Below are 16287 nucleotides of genomic sequence, written 5' to 3' on the forward strand. Positions count from 1 at the left end.
AAATGTCCTGCGTAGTTTCCCGGTTTGTGCATGGCTGTTATGAATCTACATTGACAATTTGTCAGTAAAATGTGATTAATGTGTCGGGAGGATGCTTCGGAGTCTCGATACGCGCGATTCTGTATCGACTCCCAGTCACACAGGGAGACTTGAACAATGCTTAAAAAGGCACTTTCGACTGTCGCAATCGCGGCAATGACACTGTCCGCCGGTATGGCGGCTGCTGCTGAAAAATGGGATATGGCAACGCCGTATCCGGATGCGACTTTCCACACCCAGAACATTATTGAATTTGCCAAAGACGTGAATGACGCGTCCGGTGGCGAGCTGACCATTACCGTTCATTCGGGCGGTTCGCTGTTTAAACATGCTGATATTAAACGGTCGGTTCAGCGCGGTCTGATTCCAATCGGTGAGACGCTGATTTCGCTTCTGGCCAATGAAAACCCGATCTACACCGTTGATGCGATCCCGTTCCTGGCGACGTCTTATGACGATGCCAAGAAACTTTGGGAAGTATCGCGTTCGGGCATTGAAGCAGCCCTTGAAAAAGACGGTCTGAAAGTGCTGTATGCTGTTCCGTGGCCAGCACAGGGTCTTTATACCGCGAACCCGGTTGAAAAGGTCGAAGACCTCGAAGGTGTTAAATTCCGCGCTTATAACTCCACCACGTCCCAGCTTGCCGATCTGACCGGCATGGTTGCGACACAGGTTGAAGTGCCGGAAATCCCGACCGCCTTTGCCACCGGCATTGTTGAGGCAATGATCACATCCCCATCAACCGGTGCCAATTCCAAGGCATGGGATTTTGTGTCGAACTTCTATGACGTTCAGGCATGGCTTCCCAAAAACATGGTTGTTGTGAATGCCAAGTCGTTTGACGCCCTGCCGGAAGCCGCACAGAAAGCGGTTATGGATGCGGCAGCCAAAGCCGAGACCCGCGGCTGGGACATGAGCATGGCCGAAGCAGATGCCAAGAAGAAAATCCTGGCAGAAAACGGCATGAACGTTGCGGCACCGAGCGACGAGCTTAAAGCCGGCCTGTCCAAAGCAGGCGAAACCATGGTTGCCGATTGGCTTGAAGAAACCGGTGATGACGGCAAAGCCATCATCGACGCGTTCAAGAACTAAGGTTCTTTAGCCTTTGCGGGACCGGGCAGCGAACCAACTGTCCGGTCCCGACACGCCCCACATTTTAATGTTACTGTCCGTTTGGAATAATAGGCCACCATCGCGATAACCCGCGGGCGGAAAGGGGACTGCTGTGCGTAGATTATTAGAGCCTGACACATTTTATCTGCCCCATTTTGCCGGAGAGATCCCTCTGTCCGGCAAGGAAAGGGCCGCAGAGCGTAGCGGCGATACGGTCAAGGTGCTTGACGCGGCGGGGCAGAGGGATCTCTCGGCCCGAAGGGTTTGCTTTTGGCGGCGTTTAGCTTCGTTACACCGTTTGACCGATGCGCCGCATCGCTCTGCACGCTGTGCCTTGCCAAACGGCACGCCAAAAACAAACAAAATGGAGCAGATAAAATGAGACAGGCTCTAAATTATTTATTCAAATTCAGTGCCGGGCTGGCAGCCTTTTTCCTGATTGCCATCGCCCTTTTGATTTTGGCCCAGTCGATTGGCCGTGTGCTTGGCATTGCTGTGCATGATGCCAATGAAATGGCCGGTTTTGCGCTTGCGGCGGGGACGTTTTTGGCGCTTGGCCCGGCATTCCGGGCCGGGACACACATCCGGGTTCAAATCGTGCTGTCGCACCTTAAGGGCGGGTTCCGTCGTGTGATGGAAACCATCACGCTGTGTGCGGCGTCCTTCCTTGGCGGGTATTTCGCATGGTGGGTGAGCGTTTTGGCCGAGGAAAGCTACTCATACGGCGATACGTCGCCGGGGGTTCTGGCCTTTCCATTGTGGATACCGCAGGCCGCCATGGCCTTTGGGTTGATTGTTTTCACCATCGCAATGATCGAAGCACTGGTTGATACCGTGTGTGGTCGCGAACCGGCCTTCGCCCGTGGCGAAGCCGTTGAGCTGAACGAGTAGGGCACGGTCATGGATGTACTTCAAATTGGCCTGATCCTGATGGGGCTGTTGTTCCTGTTCCTTGGGGCCGGGCTTTGGGTGGCATTGTCGCTGTTTGCGATTGGTGTGTTTGCCCTGGACTTCTTTACCAGCGCACAGACCGGTCCGATCATCGCGACAACCGCGTGGTCCAGTCTTGCGACGTGGTCGTTGGCACCCTTGCCATTGTTTATCTGGATGGGTGAAATCCTTTTTCGGTCGCGGCTTTCCGAGGACATGTTTACCGGGTTGGCCCCGTGGTTGAACAAGCTTCCGGGGCGGCTGTTGCATGTCAATATTCTGGGGTGCGGTATCTTTGCCGCCGTGTCGGGGTCATCGGCAGCAACCGCGGCAACCATTGGCCGCATGTCGATCCCGGAATTGCGCAAACAGGGGTATCCCGACAAACTGATCCTTGGCACGCTTGCCGGGTCGGGCACGCTGGGGCTTTTGATCCCGCCATCGATCATTCTGATTGTCTATGGCGTGTCGGCGGAACTGTCGATTGCGCGCCTGTTTATTGCCGGTGTTTTGCCCGGTGCGATGTTGATCATCCTGTTCATGAGCTTTGTCGGCATTTGGGCAACGGTCAATAAGGACAAGATGCCGGCCGCGGAACCGAGCATTCCGTTTGCTGATAAAATCCGTGCATCGGGGCGGTTGATCCCGGTGATTACCCTGATTGCCGCGGTGATTGGATCGATTTACGGCGGAATTGCCACCCCGACCGAGGCGGCGGCCTTTGGTGTTGTCGGGGCGTTGATCCTTTCGGGGATTAGCGGATCCTTGACCCGTGAAAGCCTGATGGACGGGATTATGGGGGCCACGCGCACATCGTGCATGATCTGCTTTATCCTTGCCGGTGCGGCGGTTTTGACCGTGGCGATGGGCTTTACCGGTATTCCGCGTGAGCTTGCGGCATGGATCGCGCAGATGGATTTGTCGCCTTATGCGTTGCTCGCCGCACTGACCGTGTTCTTTATCGTGCTGGGCTGCTTCCTTGACGGGATTTCGGTGGTGGTTTTGACCACATCGGTGATCCTGCCGATGGTGCAGGCCGCAGGGATCGACCTTTTGTGGTTTGGCATCTATGTGGTGCTGGTGGTTGAAATGTCGCAGATCACCCCGCCGGTTGGTTTCAACCTTTTTGTTTTGCAGGGGCTGACAGGCAAGAACCTGTTTGCCATTGCGCTGGCTGCTTTGCCGTTTTTCTTCCTGCTGTTGCTTGCCGTGGTGCTGATTACCGTTTTCCCGGAAATCGCCACCTGGTTGCCACAGCAAATGAACGGCTGACCGGTTTGAATATCTGATCTTTCGTATCGAATTTTTTGACTACAGATGCCCAAGGAGACAGCATCATGGCTTCTCACGCCCAAAACGCCCCCGCTTCGCAGACCACCGGACAGCCAAAATGGCAGTTCTGGATTGATCGCGGCGGTACCTTTACCGATATCGTTGCCCGCAAACCGGACGGGTCGCTTGTCACGCACAAGTTGCTGTCGGAAAACCCGGAACGCTATGCCGATGCCGCCATTCAGGGCATTCGTGAATTGCTTGATGTTCCGGCCGGTGAAAAAATCCCGGGCGAGAAAATCGAAGCGGTTAAAATGGGCACCACTGTTGCCACCAATGCGCTTCTGGAACGCAAAGGCGATCGCACCGCACTTGTGACGACCAAGGGGTTCCGCGATTCATTGCGTCTGGCCTATCAGAACCGCCCGCGTTTGTTTGATCGCAACATCAAGCTGCCGGAAATGCTCTATGAAAGCGTGATTGAGGCCGATGGCCGCTTTGACGCGCAGGGCGAAGAACTTACCGCACTTGATCGTGACGCCCTGCGTACCGAGTTGCAGGCTGTTTACGATGACGGCATTCGTGCCTGTGCCATCGTGTTCATGCATGGGTACCGTTATACCGCGCATGAAAATGCGGCCGCCGAGATTGCACGCGATATCGGATTTACCCAGGTATCGGTCAGCCATCAGGTCAGCCCGTTGATGAAACTGGTGTCGCGTGGCGATACCACGGTTGTTGATGCGTATTTGTCGCCGATCCTGCGCCGCTATGTTGATCAGGTCGCAAGCGAGCTTGGCGGTGTGAAACTGATGTTCATGCAGTCGAATGGCGGGCTGACCGATGCCGCGAAGTTTCAGGGCAAGGACGCCATTTTGTCCGGCCCGGCGGGCGGTGTTGTCGGCATGGTCCGCACGGCCGAAATGGATGGTTTCAAGCAGGTCATCGGGTTCGACATGGGGGGTACGTCCACCGATGTGTCGCACTATGACGGCGAATATGAACGTGATTTTGAAACGCAGGTTGCCGGGGTGCGCATGCGCGCGCCGATGATGAAAATCCATACGGTTGCCGCCGGTGGCGGCTCGATCCTGCATTTTGATGGCGCGCGTTTCCGCGTTGGTCCCGACAGTGCCGGGGCAAATCCGGGACCAGCGGCCTATCGCCGCGGTGGGCCACTTGCGGTGACCGACATTAATGTCATGCTGGGCAAGGTTCAGCCGGAATTCTTCCCCAATGTGTTTGGCCCCGAGGGCAATGAGCCGCTTGACGCTGATGCGGTGCGCGCCGGGTTTGAAGCCATGGCGGCCAAGATCAAGGACAGCACCGGGCAGGTTCGGACCCCCGAAGATGTCGCCGAAGGGTTCCTTCGCATTGCGGTGGAAAACATGGCCAATGCGATCAAGCAAATATCGGTTCAGCGCGGCTATGACGTCACGGATTATATCCTGCAATGCTTTGGCGGGGCCGGTGGGCAGCATGCCTGTCAGGTGGCCGATACGCTGGGCATGACCAAGGTGTTTGTCCATCCGTTTGCCGGTGTTTTGTCGGCCTATGGCATGGGGCTTGCCGATATCCGGGCGATGCGCGAACAGGCGGTTGAGGCCAAGCTTGAAAGTGGCGCACTGGCCGGTCTTGATCAGCAGCTTGAGGTGTTGGCCACCGACGCACGCGGTGAATTGCACGAACAGGGCATTACGGATGCCAAGATCAAGATGCTTAAACGGTTGCATCTGCGTTATGACGGCACGGATACGCCGCTTATCGTTGATTTTGGCGATGTTGATGCGATCAAGGGCCAGTTCGAAGAACAGCACAAACAGCGTTACGGCTTTGTCATGAGTGAAAAGCCGCTGGTGGTTGAGGCGGTTGCGGTTGAGGCAGTTGGCGAAACCCAGAGCCTTCCAAACGCCGAAGCCAAATCCGATACCACCGATGGAGTTGCCCCCGATGCGTTGGCGACCCGTGCGGTGGTGTTTGATGGTACATCGGAAGACACGCCGTTCTATAAACGCGAAGACATGAAACCGGGGGCGACCGTGCGTGGCCCCGCCGTGATTGTCGAGCCGGTTGGCACCACCGTGATTGATCCGGGCTGGGAAGCCAAGGTCAATGCGCGCGATCATCTGGTTCTGACCCGTGTTGTCGCGATGAAACGCTCAGAAGCCATTGGCACGCAAGCCGATCCAGTGATGCTGGAAGTCTTCAACAATCTGTTCATGAACATTGCCGAGCAGATGGGCGTGACCCTGGCCAACACGTCCTACTCGGTCAACATCAAGGAACGTCTTGATTTCTCCTGTGCGCTGTTTGATCAGGAAGGCCTTTTGATTGCCAATGCGCCGCATATGCCGGTCCATCTGGGGTCAATGGGGGAATCTGTTCAGGCGGTCATGCGCAACAATGTCGGCAGCATGAAGGCTGGCGATGTTTATATGCTCAATGATCCGTATAACGGCGGCACGCATTTACCCGATATCACCCTGATCACGCCGGTGTTTGGCGACGATGGCAAGGATATCCTGTTCTATGTCGCGTCACGTGGGCACCATGCCGATGTTGGCGGGATTACCCCGGGCTCGATGGCGCCAAATTCGCGCATTCTTGAAGAAGAAGGGGTCTTGATTGACAATTTCAAACTGGTTGATCAGGGCAAGTTTGATGAACCGGGCCTGACGGGCTTGCTTGAGGGTGCGAAATATCCCGCACGTAACCCCTATCAAAACATTGCCGATTTGCGCGCACAGATTGCGGCCAATGAAAAGGGTGTGCAGGAACTGCGCAAGATGGTCGATCACTTTGGCCTTGAAGTTGTGCATGCCTATATGGGCCATGTGCAGGACAACGCCGAAGAAAGCGTGCGGCGCGTGATCGATAACCTTGAAGGTGGCGAGTTCTCCTATGAAATGGATAATGGCGCGGTCGTAAAGGCCAAGGTCACCATCCATAAGGAAACCCGATCCGCCACGGTCGATTTCACCGGCACATCCGATCAGCTTGATAACAACTTCAATGCGCCGTCGGCTGTGACCCGGGCAGCGGTCCTTTATGTCTTCCGGACATTGGTTGATGATGACATTCCGCTCAATGCCGGGTGCTTGAAGCCGGTTGATCTGATTGTGCCCGAAGGATCAATGCTGAACCCGGTTTATCCGGCGGCGGTTGTTGCCGGGAACGTTGAAACGTCCCAGCATGTGACTGATACGCTTTATGCCGCCCTTGGTGTGATGTCGGGTGCGCAGGGGACCATGAACAACTTCACCTGGGGCAATGATACCCATCAGTATTATGAAACCATCTGTGGTGGTTCGGGGGCTGGTCCCGGTTTTGACGGCACCAGTGGCGTTCATACGCATATGACCAATTCACGCCTGACCGATCCGGAAGTGCTTGAATGGCGCTTCCCGGTGATGCTGGAAAGCTTTGAAATCCGGCAAAATTCCGGTGGGAATGGTGAGTTCAAGGGCGGCAATGGCACAACGCGCCGGGTCCGTTTCCTTGAAGACATGACCGCATCGATCCTGTCAAACCACCGTCGCGTCCCCAATCAGGCGGTCGCGGGTGGGGAGCCCGGCAAACTTGGCCGCAATGCGATTGAACGCGTTGATGGCACGGTTGAGGAGCTTAAAGGAACCGACGGGGCGCAAATGCATCCCGGTGATGTCTTCATCATCGAAACCCCGGGGGGTGGGGGCTACGGCAAGGCTTGATCGTAGCACCTGTCACTTAAGATCAGTTGGGAATAGAACCGACCAAAACATGGGTCGCCGGGAAACCGGCGGCCTTTTTTTTGTGTCTGATGTCATGGATGTCATGGCAGTGTCATTGTTGGTGAAATTGACAACACTTCGTTTGTGTTGGTATAAATACCAACATGAAAGCCAATTTGCTTATGCGTGAGCGTCATCAGCTTGCGCCAGATGCTTTTGTTGAAATGCGCATTTGGCGGGTGCCGCAATCGGTGCGTGGTTCTGCGCATATGTTCAAATATGCGCTGGTTTATGTCGTCGCCGGGGAATGTGTCCTTCGCTATGACAACGAAGCTGGCAAGGGCGACCACAGGCATATTGGCGATGTTGAAATATCCTATGACTTTTCGACACCGGCGCAATTGCTGCGTGATTTCTGGGCCGATGTCGATGGATGGAGGCGGATATGACCACCGATAACACTTCCAATACGGTAACTCTTTCGGTTGCGTCGCGCGATGATGTGACCAAGCGTGCGCTTGCTGCGTTTGACGGCACAGCACAGGGGGCGCATATCTCGTTCGCATCGGTTGAGTTGCTGTGGCAAACCATGACGCCCAAACGGTGGGATTTGCTCAAAGTCATGACTGGACAGGGGGCGATGAGCATGCGTGAAGCTGCCAGGCGGGTTGGTCGGGATGTCAAAACGGTTCATGGGGATGTTCATGCCTTGCTGAACGCTGGGGTTCTTGACCGGGAGGAAAATGGCCAGATAACGTTTCCTTTTGATGCCGTGCATGTCGATTTTACGCTGACGACGGCAGCGTAAATCTGAAAATCTGGAAATCGGGCCCGCTGCGATTACGCCATATCGCACCAATTTGACAGGATGAGAGCACCGTGAAATTTTTCATATTGAACCAGCGCTATTTCGTGATCGCCAGCGTTGCGCTTTTGACAGCCGTTTTTGTGATCTGTGCTGGCGTGGTCAACAGTTGGTTCTGGGTGCCTGCCGTTATCTTTGGCGCCCTGTTGCTGGTCGGGTTTCATGACTTGCGCCAGAACAAGCATTCCATCCTGCGCAACTATCCCATAAGCGCGCATATCCGCTTTATCCTTGAAAGTTTCCGCCCGGAAATTCGCCAGTACCTGCTTGAAAGCGATCAGGATCAAATCCCGTTCAGCCGTCAGTCGCGCGGGCTTGTTTATCAGCGTGCCAAGGGGGCCGAGGACAAACGCCCGTTTGGTACGATCGAGGATGTTTATAAATCGGGTTATGCCTGGCTGACCCATTCGGTTGCGCCGACCACCATTCCCGACAGCGATTTTCGCGTTCGGGTCGGGGGACCCAATTGCAAGCAACCGTATCAGGCCAGTATTTATAACATCTCGGCGATGAGTTTCGGCTCCCTATCAGGCAATGCGATTTTGGCACTGAACAAGGGTGCCAAGAAGGGCGGCTTTGCGCATGATACCGGGGAAGGCAGCGTTTCACGCTATCACCGCGAAGGCGGTGGTGATCTGATCTATCAGGTGGCATCGGGGTATTTCGGATGCCGCAATGACGACGGCAGTTTTTCCGAGGAAAAATTTGCCGAAACAGCCGCCGACCCGCAGGTCAAAATGATCGAGGTGAAACTCAGCCAAGGGGCGAAGCCCGGACATGGGGGGATGTTGCCCGCGGCTAAGATCACCAAGGAAATTTCCGACGCGCGCGGCATTCCCATGGGGATTGATTGCATTTCACCCGCCGCGCACAGCACATTTTCAACCCCGATTGGCCTGATGGAATTCATCGGCCGGTTGCGTGACCTTTCGGGCGGAAAACCGGTCGGGTTCAAGCTGTGTATCGGGCATCGCCGTGAATTTATGAGCATCCTTAAAGCCATGCTGAAAACCGGCATCGTGCCTGATTTCATCGTGGTCGATGGCAAGGAAGGCGGCACTGGCGCGGCCCCGGTCGAGTTTGTCAATCACGTCGGCATGCCGATGCATGAGGGGCTGACCTTTGTGCATAATGCGCTGCGCGGGGCGGGGCTTCGTGAACAGGTGAAAGTGGGGGCGGCGGGCAAGATTGTGTCGGCCTTTGACATTGCGCGTACCCTTGCCCTTGGCGCGGACTGGTGTAATGCGGCACGTGGTTTCATGTTTGCTTTGGGCTGTATTCAGGCCCAGTCATGCCATACCAACTGCTGCCCGGTGGGGATTGCAACGCAGGATAAAATCCGCCAGCGTGCGCTTGATCCGGGTGATAAAAGCGAACGTGTCGCACGGTTCCATAAAAACACCATGCATGCCTTGGCCGAAATTACCGGGGCGGCGGGGCTTCATGACCCGCGCAATTTCATGCCCTATCACTTCATGGTCCGGCAAAAGGACAATGAGTTTGTTGATGGCAATGAAGCCTATCCGTATTTGCCCGAAGGGTTCCTTGTTGCCGATACGGAAATAGAGGAACTCCATGACTGGCATTCGCGCTGGGACCGTGCGTCGCCGGAAACCTTCGCGCCCAAGGAAATTCCGTTTGGGCCCTATAAAAGGGCCAAGGCAATCGCCGGAGAAAAAGCGGCTCAATAAGGAGGATGCCCAATGGCTGTAAAACGCATTGTGTCAAACTTCGCGGTCACGGATATCGCCAAGGCCAAGGCATTTTACGAGGACATCCTTGGTCTTGCGACCGTGATGGATCACGGCTGGATCAGGACGTTTGCTGCGGCGGGTGAAACCATGACCACACAGGTCAATTTCGCCACCGAGGGCGGGTCGGGCACAGCGGTGCCTGATATGTCGATTGAGGTCGATGACCTTGAAGAAACACTGGGCCGCATGACGGCTGCCGGTATCGAAATTGAATATGGCCCGACCGATGAGCCATGGGGTGTCAGGCGGTTTTATGTCCGCGATCCGTTTGGGAAGCTGGTTAATATTCTTGAGCATAAATAATAAAAAGCCCGGTCGCGAATGCAGCCGGGCTTTTTATGAAGTTTTAAATAGGTCCACACGTTGCTTCTATGGCCTTCGTGGACGATGTGTCATCAGATCATCCAGCCCGTTGGGTCAGGGTGCGGCACGCCTGTTTGAAGTGCGGAAATGCCCTTGACCATGCGGATGATGAACCAGATCAGCCCTGCCAGCAGAACAAACCACCCGATAATGATCATTGATGTGAATATGCCGACGACGAGAAAGAGCATGTAGATCCAGAACGTACGGATCAGGAACCGGTAATGGGTTTTTGCCCAAACAGGTGCGTCGCCTTTTTTAACATAAGCAAAGATCAAACCAACAAGCCCGACCAAGGGCATTACGATGCCGACAAGGTACAGGATATAGATTAGCCGGACGTTGCCGGTGAATGATTCATCAGAATTTGTTTCGATGCTAACCGCATTGTCTTCGCTCATTTGATGGTCCCACAGATAGGTTATCTTGACCGGCAAAGAAGTACCGGTTGTGTGCTTGAACCAACATTTGGGCTGCAAACTTCTCTTTTTGCAAGAGAAAGTTTTAATAAATTCCCGTTTTGGTTGCTGACTATATCCACATTCAACAGGTTGCGATTGTCTAAGCTGTCGTGCGCGGGACTTATGCCGCGCGCTGCATTTCCACAGTTGGAATATCGCGGTCGGGAACCGGCCCGGTCACAAGGAAGCCGAATTTGCGATAGAATGCTTTGGCGCGTTCGTTGTGCGCGACCACGGTCAGGCGCACATTGCTGCGCGCGCCTTGTTCGGCCAGCGCATCAAGGGCGGCGATCATGAGTGCCTTGCCCGCGCCGCTGCCGTGGGACGCCGGATCAACCATGATCCAGTCGATTTCCGGGCTTTCGTGAATGGCGATCACGTAGCCAAGCAGATGCTCGTCCGCGGTGGCGACATAGACAGAGTGGTTTTCGCTGCCAAGCGCATATTGGAAAACATCGGTCGATTTGGCGACATAGGCGGCAACCGTTTTGGCCGCAGCATCCCCCATGCCTTCGATGAAATAGGTTGAATCTGTTGCGCGCTTTGTCAGGTCGCGGATGAGAGAAAGATCGTCGGCAGTGCCTTTGCGGATCTGCATTTTTTATAAAAGCTCGTGCTCGTTATTTTGGTTGGGGCGAGGGGCAGAATACATTGAATTTGTATGTCCTGACCTTAATGACCCGGCGTTCAGTATGGACTGAATTTCATACCATGTGGTTAATGTCCAGACTTCTGAACATCAGATTTTTGCGTTGTTTGGGGAATGCGGCCTGTCGGGACTGTGATCTGTTTTTGCCGCCGATGCGGTGATGGCTATTTGCGGCGGCGTTTTTTATCGCGGTACATTTCAAGATCGGTCACGGCAATCATGTCCTCAAGACTTTGATTGACCGGATCAAAAAACACCGATGCACCCGAACTGATTTCCGGGGTTTCGCGGATCGGTGTTTTTGCCTTGGGGACCGATAGTTTGGCATTGGCAAGCGCATTGCGCACGCGGGCGATGATCGTTGTCAAATCACCGCGATTGCGCACATACCCCAGAACGGCAAACTCATCCCCGCCCATGCGGCCACAAATATCGACTTCGCGGATGCTTTCGGTGATGGCCTTGCCAACCGCACGCAGGGCTGCATCGCCGGCGGCATGGCCGTAATCATCGTTCCAGTGTTTCATGTCATCAAGATCAATGAAAATGATCCCGATGTTATGGTGATAGCGTTTGGCGATGCGGATTTTCTGATGGGCCAGCATTTCGAACCCGGCGCGGTTGTTCAGGCCGGTTAACGGGTCTGACATCGAAATATTGCGCATGATCTGATATTGCTCATACAGGCGCAAATCGGCCTCGATCAGGTCGCGGAAACATTCAAGAAGTTCAAGCTGGCGTTTGTCATATCCGGTGGGTTTGGTGTCAAATACGCACAGGGTGCCAAACACCACGCCATTGGGCCAAAACAGCGGCACCCCGTAATAGGATACATACCCATCTTCGGTCAGTTCGGGGTTATCAGCCCACTCGGGCTTGCCTGTGGCATCGGGTTCATAAAACGATGCCTTGGTTTGTGCGACGCGGCGGCAGTAAATGTTGCTGGTGGCGGGTTCGCACTTGCCCGATAGTTTGCGGTTGGGATTTGCGTCATTCTGGCTGGTCAAGGCGGCACGAAAGCCAAGTTTGTCATTATATTCGACAACATAGCCCGCCGTGGCCCCCAAAAGCCCCGTCATCAGGTCAATAGCACGTTGCCATTTGTCCATTGAAGACAGCATGGCTTCATCATTTACCAGCCAGTCCTGTGTTTTCAGGATCACCATCGAGACTGCTTTCACTTCTTGGCGTGATCATGGAGCATCGATGACCTAAACTGACATGTGGTGCCCCCGCTATCTTCATATTTGTCTGATGAAGGTTAAGAACAAGCTTTCTTTTCCATGATTTAGGGGCTGTGGGATGTGTTTTTTGTCGTCGTGGACGGTTCAATAATCTGTATTTTCGGTTTGTCGGTCAGATTGTTGCCCCTTTTACTTGCGATTGCAGGAGACAGGTTTCAAACTTGATCGGACTTTCCAATTGGCCGAACCAAGATCGATTAAAGATAAAACAGGAGACGCCCCGATGGCAGACGTGATCGATTACACGATCCATGGTGAAGAAATGCAGTTGGTCGAGATCGAACTTGATCCGGGCGAGGGGGTTCGGGCCGAAGCCGGGGCGATGATGTATATGTCTGACGGCATTGCCATGCAGACCGGAACGGGTGGTGGCATTTTCTCTGGCTTTAAGCGCATGCTGACCGGTGAGGGGTTCTTTATCACCAGTTTCGTGCATGAAGGTCAGAACAAGGGCCATGTTGCCTTTGCCGCACCCTATCCGGGCAAGGTGGTGCCGCTTGATCTTGCGACCTATGGCGGGGAAATCATTTGTCAGAAAGACGCGTTTCTCTGTGCGGCGGCGGGCATTGATATCGATATCGCCTTTTCCAAGAAAATCGGGGCCGGGTTGTTTGGCGGCGAAGGATTTATCCTGCAACGGCTGACCGGCGATGGTTTGGCGTTTGTGCATGCCGGGGGCACGATCATTAAAAAGGAACTGCAACCGGGACAGACGTTGCGCGTTGATACCGGGGCGCTGGTGGCACTGACCCCGTCGGTGGATTATTCGATCAAGTTTATTGGCGGCTTTACCAATGCGCTGTTTGGTGGCGAGGGACTTTTTGTCACCACCCTTGAAGGGCCGGGGACGGTCTGGTTACAAAGCTTGCCATTTGCGCGGCTGGCGGACCGGATTGCCGCGGCCTTGCCGCAAGATCGCAATAAGGGGTGATTCCCGCGTGCTGAGATGGACAATGGATCAGGCTGCTCACCATACGGTGGGCGGCTTTTTTTGTATTTTTCGGTTAAAAGGTAATACCAATTTGGAGCATCTCGGCGTAGGGTGGGCGAAATCATTTAAGGTCGCCCGAGCAGATCAATGGTCCATCCCCACATTCAAATGGGACATTGTAGCGTTCAGGCACACCTGATTGCCACCCGGACCAAGGGGCAAAGCCCCGAAAATACGAGGAACGTCATGTCGGATCGTCAATATGAACGCATTGAAACCCCCGAAAGCCTGATCAGCACCTTGCGCGAGATGCTTGGAGATCGGCTTTCGACAGCGGCGGCTGTGCTTGAGCAGCATGGCAAGGATGAAAGCTGGCACGCGGCATCCCCACCCGATGCGGTGGTTTTTGCCACCACGACCGAGGAAGTCGCCGAGGTGGTCAAGCTTTGTGCCCAGCATGAGGTTCCGATCGTGCCGTTTGGCGTTGGATCGTCGCTTGAAGGCCATGTTGCGGCCCTGCGCGGGGGGATTTGTATTGATCTGTCGCGCATGGACGCGATTTTAGAAGTCAATAACGAGGACCTTGATTGCCGGGTTCAGGCGGGTGTTACCCGTGAGCAGCTTAATGATCATTTGCGCGATACCGGGTTGTTCTTTCCGATTGATCCGGGGGCGAATGCATCCATCGGCGGCATGACGGCGACCCGTGCATCGGGCACCAATGCGGTGCGCTATGGCACCATGCGCGAGAATGTGTTGAACCTGACGGTGGTGACACCGGATGGTAAAATCATCAAGACCGCCAATCGGGCGCGGAAATCATCGGCGGGGTATGACCTGACGCGGTTGTTTGTCGGGTCCGAAGGAACGCTTGGCGTGATTACGGAAATTGCCTTGAAGCTGTATGGCATCCCCGAGGCGATGTCGGCGGCGGTGTGTGTCTTTCCGTCGGTTGCGGCCGCGGTTGATACCACGATCCTGACCATTCAGGCGGGTATTCCGGTTGCACGCATTGAGTTTCTCGATGAAATGCAAATCCGGGCGATCAACAAATATTCCAAAACCGATCATAAAGAAGCCCCGACCTTGTTCTTTGAATTCCATGGCACGGACGCCGGGGTGAAGGAACAGGCGGAGTTTGTGCAATCGGTTGCCGAAGAATTCGGGGCCGAGGAATTCCAGTGGGCGACCCGTCAGGAAGACCGCAATAAACTGTGGGCGGCACGTCACAAGGCCTATTACGCGTCGCTTCAGCTTGAGCCGGGTAAGGCGGGCATGCCGACCGATGTTTGTGTGCCGATTTCAAAACTGGCCGAAGCGATTTCCGAGACCCGTGCCGATTGTGATGCCAGCCCGCTTACCTGCACGATTGTTGGTCATGTCGGGGATGGTAATTTCCATACCCTGATCCTGCTTGATCCCAATGATCCTGATCAGATGGCCGAGGCAAAGCGCCTTCATGACCGGATGGTCGAACGCGCGCTTAAACTGGGCGGGACCTGTACCGGGGAACATGGCATTGGCTATGGCAAGCTTGATTTCATGGAAGCCGAACACGGGGCAGATACGATTGCGCTGATGCGTGCGCTTAAAAACGCGATTGATCCCAAAGGTCTGATGAATCCGGGGAAGCTTATTCCGGGTCTTTGATATCATCAGACTATTTATGATTGATGCGAAAAACGGGGCCTTTGCGCCCCGTTTTTGTTTTGGTTAGAACCGGAACGACAGGGAAAGTGATCCGAACTGATCGGCACCGTCTTGGGCGGTATATTCGGCGGTGCGATACACATGGGTATAGGTCAGGCGCGCCTGACCCATGATCACGGCAAAGCCGATTTGCAAATCCCCGACCAGCGGTTCCTTATCAACGGAATTACTGTCTTTGAACGTATTGCCATCCAGCGTGATATCGCGTGCGACATAGCGCCCGGCGACCCCGGCAAACAGATAGCCGCTCAGCGGGAAGCCCTCGGTATCGGGGACGAAGAAATCCGATCCCGGCAAGCTGGGGCGAATGCGCGGCGGACCATAATCGGCAGGCAGGTCAAACCCCATGCGAAACATCGTGCCGACCTCGGCATTGGTAAAGGCATTGCCAAGCGACACAGCCCCGTGCGGGGTGGCATCAAATTCGATCCCGGCAACGTCGGCTTCAAACCAACTGCGGTATTTGCGTTCATAGGTCAGATTGACGAGCGGTTCGTTTTTGATCTGATTGTCCCAGCCTTCGGGGGCGGGGCTGTTGATGTTTTTGTGAACGATTTTCTGGGTTTTGTCGGCAAGCGATGCTGGCCCGACCACGCCCAGTGTCAGTTCAAGCGTATCAATCCGCGAATAGTTGCCGTCACCGTCATTTTGCAATCCGGTATCGGACAGCAGCCCGACTGTACCGGCCAGAATACCGGCCCATGGACGATCATCGGGCTGGTTTTCGGCAATGGTGATGTCGTCGGGCGTATACATGGTCTGGCCGAAGGAATAGCTGGTTCTTATACGGCCGTTCGAGGCAAAGAACGGAACCTTCTTGGCCACATTGAGGAAGGAGGCCGGTGCGGAATCCTCGGGCGAGATAAAGGCGAGGCGCACGCCATTGGTGTAATGCTGATCACTGTTGGACGCGGTGAACAGGTCATTTTCCACCGACAGCGACACCCCCCATTTTTCATCGGGCGTTCGGGTCGATTGCGGTCCGCTGGCCGTGTTTTCCTGCGCACTGGCATGCGGCGTTACTGCCATCAGGCTGAGCAATGAAACCGATAGGGCCGCAGGATATTTGATGGCTCTGGACAAGGGCATGGTGGGTTCTACTCGCTCAATCGGCTTTGTTGTTGGGATTTCAAACCAAATTCAATTCTGATTTTGCCCAATTTATGGCGCAGTGTCGCATCATTAACGCACCTGTCCACAGTTAACATAAACTCGGCCGACGCGCGATTGTTCCCATCAGGGCCAA

14 protein-coding genes are annotated in these 16287 nt (G+C 54.7%); 10 read left to right on the forward strand and 4 right to left on the reverse strand.

Annotated elements, in window-relative coordinates; all coding sequences use genetic code 11:
• Positions 1–156 precede the first annotated feature (156 nt).
• The 8 genes from COO92_RS02695 to COO92_RS02730 all read left to right on the forward strand — a co-directional run bounded on the left by COO92_RS02695 (position 157) and on the right by COO92_RS02730 (position 9986).
• Positions 157–1131, forward strand: coding sequence for a TRAP transporter substrate-binding protein (locus COO92_RS02695; RefSeq protein ID WP_101299633.1), 975 nt, complete (start codon positions 157–159; stop codon positions 1129–1131).
• Positions 1132–1530: 399 nt separating this feature from the next.
• Positions 1531–2043 (forward strand): TRAP transporter small permease, encoded by a 513-nt coding sequence (locus COO92_RS02700; RefSeq protein ID WP_101299635.1) that lies wholly within the window; start codon positions 1531–1533, stop codon positions 2041–2043.
• A gap of 9 nt (positions 2044–2052) precedes the next feature.
• The gene (locus tag COO92_RS02705) at positions 2053–3354 is read left to right on the forward strand and encodes a TRAP transporter large permease (RefSeq protein WP_101299637.1); all 1302 of its coding nucleotides are present in this window, start codon (positions 2053–2055) and stop codon (positions 3352–3354) included.
• Between the two features lie 65 nt (positions 3355–3419).
• Positions 3420–7064 carry a hydantoinase B/oxoprolinase family protein gene (locus tag COO92_RS02710; protein ID WP_101299639.1) on the forward strand — a complete coding sequence of 1215 codons (3645 nt, stop codon included), beginning with the start codon at positions 3420–3422 and terminating at the stop codon, positions 7062–7064.
• A gap of 182 nt (positions 7065–7246) precedes the next feature.
• The gene (locus tag COO92_RS02715; protein WP_240626290.1) at positions 7247–7513 is read left to right on the forward strand and encodes a toxin-antitoxin system TumE family protein; all 267 of its coding nucleotides are present in this window, start codon (positions 7247–7249) and stop codon (positions 7511–7513) included.
• Positions 7510–7872 carry an HVO_A0114 family putative DNA-binding protein gene (locus COO92_RS02720; RefSeq protein ID WP_022732938.1) on the forward strand — a complete coding sequence of 121 codons (363 nt, stop codon included), beginning with the start codon at positions 7510–7512 and terminating at the stop codon, positions 7870–7872. Before COO92_RS02715 ends, COO92_RS02720 begins: the two co-directional genes overlap by 4 nt.
• 71 nt (positions 7873–7943) lie before the next feature.
• Entirely contained in the window at positions 7944–9620 is a 1677-nt protein-coding gene (locus COO92_RS02725) for an FMN-binding glutamate synthase family protein (RefSeq protein WP_101299643.1), read from the forward strand.
• A gap of 12 nt (positions 9621–9632) precedes the next feature.
• On the forward strand, positions 9633–9986 hold the full coding sequence (locus COO92_RS02730; RefSeq protein WP_101299645.1) for a VOC family protein: 354 nt from the start codon (positions 9633–9635) through the stop codon (positions 9984–9986).
• A gap of 92 nt (positions 9987–10078) precedes the next feature.
• On the opposite strand, the gene COO92_RS02735 is transcribed toward COO92_RS02730, so the two are convergent.
• The 3 genes from COO92_RS02735 to COO92_RS02745 form a co-directional block, all read right to left on the reverse strand.
• Entirely contained in the window at positions 10079–10447 is a 369-nt protein-coding gene (locus COO92_RS02735; RefSeq protein ID WP_206186351.1) for a DUF4870 family protein, read from the reverse strand.
• A gap of 181 nt (positions 10448–10628) precedes the next feature.
• Positions 10629–11105 carry a GNAT family N-acetyltransferase gene (locus tag COO92_RS02740; protein ID WP_101299647.1) on the reverse strand — a complete coding sequence of 159 codons (477 nt, stop codon included), beginning with the start codon at positions 11103–11105 and terminating at the stop codon, positions 10629–10631.
• A gap of 215 nt (positions 11106–11320) precedes the next feature.
• Positions 11321–12322, reverse strand: a complete 1002-nt coding sequence (locus COO92_RS02745; RefSeq protein ID WP_240626291.1) for a sensor domain-containing diguanylate cyclase — start codon at positions 12320–12322, stop codon at positions 11321–11323.
• A 301-nt stretch (positions 12323–12623) separates the two neighbouring features.
• Here COO92_RS02745 and COO92_RS02750 point away from each other — a divergent pair, with 301 nt between their 5' ends.
• Positions 12624–13331: a TIGR00266 family protein gene (locus tag COO92_RS02750; protein ID WP_101299649.1), complete on the forward strand. Its 708-nt coding sequence runs from the start codon at positions 12624–12626 to the stop codon at positions 13329–13331.
• A 246-nt stretch (positions 13332–13577) separates the two neighbouring features.
• On the forward strand, positions 13578–14981 hold the full coding sequence (locus COO92_RS02755) for an FAD-linked oxidase C-terminal domain-containing protein (RefSeq protein WP_101299651.1): 1404 nt from the start codon (positions 13578–13580) through the stop codon (positions 14979–14981).
• A 63-nt stretch (positions 14982–15044) separates the two neighbouring features.
• Here COO92_RS02755 and COO92_RS02760 read toward each other — a convergent pair whose 3' ends face one another.
• Positions 15045–16130, reverse strand: a complete 1086-nt coding sequence (locus COO92_RS02760) for a lipid A deacylase LpxR family protein (RefSeq protein ID WP_101299653.1) — start codon at positions 16128–16130, stop codon at positions 15045–15047.
• Positions 16131–16287: the final 157 nt, after the last annotated feature.

It is taken from the genome of Thalassospira lohafexi (genome assembly GCF_002844275.1).
In the GTDB taxonomy this organism is placed as follows: domain Bacteria; phylum Pseudomonadota; class Alphaproteobacteria; order Rhodospirillales; family Thalassospiraceae; genus Thalassospira; species Thalassospira lohafexi.